Below are 6,351 nucleotides of genomic sequence, written 5' to 3'. Positions count from 1 at the left end.
ACCTCGTTCGAGATCGCCGGCATGGTTCGAGCCTTGTGCGGTCCGGCGGGCGCCTACATGACCGGTCAGACCATCCACATCAACGGCGGGCTGTCGAATTCCGGCGTCTAGCGAGCTTTCGAAAATGCGTTTCAGCTCGCTCCCTCACTTGCAGTGCGCGCATCGGCATGCAGGCCGATGCCGTTCGACCGGCGCGAACCATGGTTCGCGAATTCCCGGTCTCACCCCCCAGCCCCTCTCCCGAAGGGAGAGGGGCGCGTACTGCGGAAAGCGGCTTGTCAGCCACCACTTTCCGAATGATCAATAAGCGCGGCTGCAACGACTTCACCCAGGCAGGAAGGCAAAGCAAGAAGCATCATGAAGAAATCCCCGATCTCGCCGCTCATGAACAAGGTGGCCGGCTACATCGCGGCCGCGCCCCGCCGCGCGCTGCCGGCCAAGGTGCAGGAAAAGACCAAGCATCATCTGCTCGATACGCTGGCAGCCATCGTCTCCGGATCGCGGCTTCATCCCGGGCAGAAGGCGATCGAATACGTCGAAAGCCAGGGCGGCACGCCGGAAGCGCTGGTGCTCGGCTCGCGCATCGTCACCTCGGTGACCAACGCGGCGCTCGCCAACGGGATGTGCGCGCATGCGGACGAAACCGACGACTCGCACGCGGCCTCGCTCACGCACCCGGGCTGCGGCGTCGTGCCCGCCGCGCTCGCGCTGGGGGAGCGCAACCGGCGCAGCGGCCAGGAACTGCTGCGCGCGGTCGCGCTCGGCTACGACTTGTGCGCTCGACTGAGCCTGTCGCTCGGAGCGTACGACTTTCGCGATGCCGGCCACTCGACCCATACCTTCGGCCCGACATTCGGCGCGGCCGCGGCCGCGGGCGCGATGGCGGGCTTCGACAAGACCCAGGTGCGGCATCTGCTCTCCTATACCGCGCAACAGGTCTCGGGCGTGGCGTGCTGGATGCGTGATGCCGAGCACGTCGAGAAGGCGTTCGACTTCGGCGGCATGCCGGCGCGAAACGGCACCGCGGCAGCGAGCATGGTCGCGGCCGGATTCACGGCCGTCGACGACGTCTTCGACGGCGAGCGCAACTTCTACGTGGCCTACGGCGGCCTGGGCGATCCCGCGATCCTCGGCCAGGACCTGGGCCGCGTGTACGAGATCATGAACACCAACATCAAGCGCTGGTCGGTGGGCAGCCCCATCCAGGCGCCGCTCGACTCGCTGCTGGAGCTGATCCGCACGCATTCGATCTCCGCCAGCGACGTCGAGCGGGTGGAAGTGCGGGTCTCGATCACCGGCGCCAACACGACCGACAACCGTCACATGCCCGACATCAGCATGCAGCACATGGTCGCATGCATGCTGATCGACGGCATCGTCACCTTCGAGTCCTCGCACGACGAAGCGCGCATGCAGGATCCCAGGGTGCAGGCGCTGCGCAGGAAGGTCACGTTGATCGGCGATCCGGCGCTGCAGAAAGTGATGCCGAGCCGTCAGGGCATCGTCACGCTGACGCTGCGCAATGGACGCCGGCTTCGTCACCACACCAAGGCCGTGCGCGGGACGGCGCAGAATCCGATGACGCGCGCCGAGGTCGACGAGAAGTGCTATCACCTGCTCGCGCCCGTGCTCGGCAAGGCGCGTGCGCGCAAGCTGGTCGATGCGGTCTGGGCGCTGGAGAAGGTTAAGGACGTGCGCACGCTGCGCCCGCTCTTGCGCGCGTAATCCGCATGTCCGACTCGAATCTCGCGCGCGCCCTGCTCGCGCCTCGGTGCGTCGCATTGGTCGGCGCCTCCGCCGATCCGAACAAGAACACCGCCCGGCCGCAGCGCTACCTGCGCACCCACGGCTACACCGGGACGATCGTTCCGATCAACAACAGCGCCAAGGAATGCCTGGGCGAGACGGCGTACCCGTCGCTCGACGAAGCACCGGACGGCATCGAGCACGCGCTCGTCATGGTGCCGGGCAAGTACGTGCTCGGCGTAGTCGAGCAATGCGTGCGCAAGCGGATTCCGGTCGCGTCGATCTACAGCGACGGCTTTGCCGAAACCGGCGAGGAAGGTCGCAAGCTGCAGGAGCGGCTCGTGGCCGTGGCGCGCGCAGGCGGCGTGCGGCTCACGGGCCCCAACTGCATGGGCACGATCAACACGCACATGCCGTGCGCTTTGTCGATCAACGCGGTACTCGACATCGACCGGCTCATCCCCGGACGGGTGGGGCTCGTGTCGCAGAGCGGCAGCGTGATGGGCGCGCTGCTTTCGCGCGGCCAGGCGCGCGGGATGGGTTTCTCCAAGCTCGTATCGGTCGGCAACGAGTGCGATCTCTCGGTCGGCGAGATCACCGATCTGCTGGTCGACGATATCGACACCGACGTGATCCTGCTGTTCCTGGAAACGATTCGCAAGCCCGAGTTGCTGGCTCGGGCTGCAGCCCGGGCCCATGCGGCCGGAAAGCCGGTTGCGGTCTACAAGCTCGGCCGATCGGAAGTGGCGCGCGAGCTCGCCGCCTCGCACACCGGCGCCATGACGGGCTCCGACGATAGCGCCAATGCCTTCTTCCGCCGCCACGGCATCATGCGCGTCGATACCCTGGAGGCGATGATCGAAGCGCCGCAACTCCTGCGCGGGGCGCGTCCCCCTCGGGGCCGCCGCATCGCCGTGCTCACCACCACAGGCGGGGGCGCGGCGATGGTGGTCGACAATCTCGGCCGCCTGGGGCTGGACGTGGTGCCCCCCACCGATCGCATCATCCGGAATCTGGCGGGCAAGAACATCCACATCCGCAAGGCGGCGCTCACCGATCTCACCATGGCGGGCACGCGCAAGGAAATCTACAGCGCGACGACTGTAGGCATGACGTTGGCCGCGACCGCGGTACCGATCGCGCTACCGTGGCGCTTCGGCTCAGCATCGGCACCGGGATGGACGGCGACAGCGATCAGTGTCGCAAGCACAGCGACTGCAATGATCACATCGCGGACGAACTCGACCATGATATGGCTCTCGGCTTTTTTGCAATCTGTGTAGCAATGCACATGCCAGGCATTTGCTCACATAGATTCAGTGTCTTGCGAATCGGCTGCGATGGCCTTGTAAACCGTCTCGACACTGCATGGCGCCTTCGGCCAACGGGCAGCCACCACTTAGCCCCTCACGGCTGCGGCCTATTCGAATGCCATAATCCATTTCGCCTGCGCGGCGGGCGCGGCGGCAAGCATCGCCTATCGCAGCGAAGGACTATGGTGCAGCGCGTTCGGGAACGGAAGACCCTGGCCGGGACCTGGTGCTCGATTCAGTGGGCTGGGCCTTGCTGATTTCGGGCGAAACGCCTGCCGACCCACGAACGGGTGCCGTTAGCCGAGAGCGCTCGGGCGCACCGGCTGCCTTTCGACCTAGCCCGCCCCCGGCAGCATGGTAGCGATCAACAGCGCAGCGATCGCTGCGAGATAGAGCATGTCGCGGTTGAGTTTCATGGCTGCCTCCGGCTCGCACTTGGGACACGTTATACAGCAACGTGTGTGCCTATCTTGATGACATCCTGAATTCAAGGAGTTGAAGCCGGCGGCCGCAGCAGGTGTAAATTGTTTCGACACGGTGGGGCTTCGATCCGGCAAATTGGACCGATGCGTGATCGGCCGATGCGCTCAACGACGCGCGCCAGGGGCGCTGAGCCGACGCGCGCCAGGGGCGCTGAGCCGACGCGCGCCAGGGGCGCTGAGCCGACGCGCGCCGGGGGCACTGAGCCGACGCGCGCCAGGGGCGCTGAGCCGACGCGCGCCGGGGGCACTGAGCCGCATCAGGGCACGCACGCTTGGGGCTCGCTCGACGCGCTGTACCAGTTCCGCCAACTGGGCGGCGCGCTTTTCGCCGAGCACCGGCGCCGCCAGATGGTCGAACTTGGCGCGCAGCTCGGCATCGCTCATCGGATTCTGGATCGAACCCTTCGGATAGTCGACCTGCGAGACGAGCTTGCGCCCATCGTTCATCTCCATCGTCATCTTGCACGACACGCCGCGCGGCAGCTTCTTGTCCACCACGAACTGCACCCGGCTCGAAAGGCGCTTGATGAGCGGATTGGCGATGTTGGCGTCGCTGTACTGCTTGAGCAGCGCCGCCCCGTCGCGCAGCGCCACGGCCACCGAGAAGGGCAGGCTCACCTGCGCTTCGTGATAGGTCTGCGGCGTCGCGTTCTGATGGTAATGCGCCCAGTCGGGATGGCGCGCCATGACGATCCGCGCAATCGCGTTCAAATCCGGGTTATGACGTGCGCGAATGTCGAGCGCGCAATCGATCGCGTTGTGGATCGGCCGCGCGCACGAGTACGGCTTGTGCTCGATCTCGAGCTTGTAGGCGCGATGCAGCCCGCGCGTGAGCTCCGCCGGATCGGCAGCGCCGCTGAACGCATTGCAGAAGCCGCGCTCGCCTTCGAAGATCGTGTCGGTGCCGGTGAATCCCTGGCGTGCGATCGATGCGGCGGCCACGCCGTTGCGTGCGGTCGGTCCGGGATTGAAGCGCTTCTGCATCGACGGACCGTACATTTCCATCAGGCCCGAAGCCTGCGCGCCCGCGAGCCCGAGCGCCGAGGTCATCTGTTCGGCATCGAGTCCGAGCAGCTTGCCGCTAGCGACCGCCGCGCCGAACACGCCGCAAGTCGGCGTGGTATGGAAACCGCGATTGCGCAGCGCATTGTTGGTCGCCTTGCTCGTGCGTTCCATCATTTCGCAGCCGGCGGCAAGCGCCGTGACCAGGTCGCGTCCGCTCGCATCGGCCGCTTCCGCGGCGGCCAGCGCGGCCGAATACACCGGAGGGCTGAAGTGGAACAGCGCGAGCACGTCGATGTCGTCGAGCTCGATGCTGTGCGAGCAAATGGCATTGGCGAATGCGGCCGTTTCCATCGGCACGCGCATACCGCTGGCGATCACGCTGGCTTGCGGCTTGCCGCCGATTGCGCGCACGTAGCGCGTAGCGATGCGGCCGCTTTCGCTGCGGCTGCCCGCGATCGCGACACCCAGGTAGTCGAGCAGGAGGCGCTTCACCCCGTGGCGCGTCTCGGCGGGCAGAGCGCTGTGGCGCATGGCGGTGAAATGCTCGGACAGTCGTGCGGCGATCGTTTGCTTCATGGTGCCTCCCTTCGTTCGTCGTGAGATACGCGCTTGTTGCACTTCAGCCCTGCCTCGTGGGCGCACCCACGATGGCGATCAGCTCGTCCAGGCTCGTCTGCTTTTCGATGCCGTGCACGAGCGCGACCACGCGCTCGACATGCGCCGGCGCGAGGCACGAGCGCACCACTTGCCGGAACTTGTGCTCGATGTCTTCGGGCTGCAGCGGATTCTCTGCGCTGCCGCGGCGGTTCAGCAGCTCGGCGTTGAGGGTGCGTCCGTCTCGCGTGGTAACGCGAACCCGCGCGCCGTGCCGGAACTGCGCGCCCATCGCTTCGATCTCGGGATCGATCCGTGCCTTGATGCGCGGGACGAGATCCAGCACGCGCGGATCGCGCAGCCGCTCCTCGCGATACTGGTCGACGAACGCGGCGCCGTCGAGCGCGATCATCGCCAGCCCGTAGTACAGATTCATCTGCGCGGCCGTCACGCCCTGCGCCTTGTATTCCCACGCGCAGTGGACGTAGGTTGCCTGGCTGAGCGAGGCTTCGATCTCGGCGATGTCGTCGGCCGAGAGCTTGTTGTCGCGCATGATCGTCGCCAGCGCGTCAAGCGCGGTATGGATGCTGGTCACGGCAGCGTACGGCTTGTAACCCACGTTCATCGTTTCCCAGGTCGTGCCCAGGCCGGCAGTCAGCTTCTGCGGCGCCGGCTGATCGGAGTGGGTGACGAGATAGCCGCCATAGGCCGCTTCCAGCACGTCCTCGATGCCGGTGAAGCCGCGCTGCGCGAGCAGCACCGAATAGACGCCGCTTTGCGCCGCGCGCCCGGAATGGAAGCGCTTGACCATCGCGCCTTCCTGCGCGGCCATGAGACCTCCAGCCTGCGAGCCGGCGATGCCGAATGCATGTAGCGTCGCGGCCGCATCGAGCTTAAGCATGTGCGCGGCCGATGCGGCCGCGACGAATGCACCCGAAGTGCCTTGCGGGTGAAAGCCTTTCAGCAGCAGTCGCACCGTGGCGGCGTTGCCCACGCGCGCCCCGACCTCGTAGCCTGCGATCATCGCGGCGAGCAGGGCGCGTCCGCCGGCGTTGCCCTTGTGCTCGGCACATGCCAGCGCGACCGGAAACGCGAGCGACCCGGGGTGAATGATGGATTCCTTGTGAATGTCGTCCAGCTCGAAGGCATGGCCGGCAGTGGAATTCACCAGCACGGCGTTCGCCATCGATGTCTTCTTGCCGCTGCCGAAG

At 66.4% G+C, this 6,351-nt stretch carries 4 protein-coding genes; 2 read left to right on the top strand and 2 right to left on the bottom strand.

The annotated features are described in order from the left end of the window. Positions 1–357: 357 nt before the first annotated feature. Both GEV05_30075 and GEV05_30070 read left to right on the top strand, forming a co-directional pair. Complete coding sequence (locus tag GEV05_30075; protein ID MPZ47533.1) at positions 358–1,725, top strand: MmgE/PrpD family protein; 1,368 nt, start codon at positions 358–360, stop codon at positions 1,723–1,725. Positions 1,726–1,730: 5 nt separating this feature from the next. Next, a complete protein-coding gene (locus GEV05_30070; protein MPZ47532.1) occupies positions 1,731–3,029 on the top strand; it encodes a hypothetical protein in 1,299 nt (432 codons plus the stop codon). Between the two features lie 617 nt (positions 3,030–3,646). On the opposite strand, the gene GEV05_30065 is transcribed toward GEV05_30070, so the two are convergent. Together GEV05_30065 and GEV05_30060 are read right to left on the bottom strand one after the other, a co-directional pair. Next, positions 3,647–5,122 (bottom strand): hypothetical protein, encoded by a 1,476-nt coding sequence (locus GEV05_30065; GenBank protein MPZ47531.1) that lies wholly within the window; start codon positions 5,120–5,122, stop codon positions 3,647–3,649. A gap of 43 nt (positions 5,123–5,165) precedes the next feature. Further along, positions 5,166–6,351: MmgE/PrpD family protein (locus GEV05_30060; protein MPZ47530.1), on the bottom strand; the 1,186-nt coding region annotated here is incomplete at its 5' end.

The organism is Betaproteobacteria bacterium (assembly GCA_009377585.1).
In the GTDB taxonomy this organism is placed as follows: domain Bacteria; phylum Pseudomonadota; class Gammaproteobacteria; order Burkholderiales; family WYBJ01; genus WYBJ01.
The sequence above is the reverse complement of the archived record's forward strand: the minus strand, read 5'-3'. Positions and strand labels throughout refer to the sequence as shown.

What these genes read in the sequence shown, in the direction of transcription:
- GEV05_30065 (MPZ47531.1), bottom strand. Translation starts at nt 5,122, where the DNA reads ATGAAGCAAACGATCGCCGCACGACTGTCCGAGCATTTCACCGCCATG.
- GEV05_30070 (MPZ47532.1), top strand. Translation starts at nt 1,731, where the DNA reads ATGTCCGACTCGAATCTCGCGCGCGCCCTGCTCGCGCCTCGGTGCGTC.
- GEV05_30075 (MPZ47533.1), top strand. Translation starts at nt 358, where the DNA reads ATGAAGAAATCCCCGATCTCGCCGCTCATGAACAAGGTGGCCGGCTAC.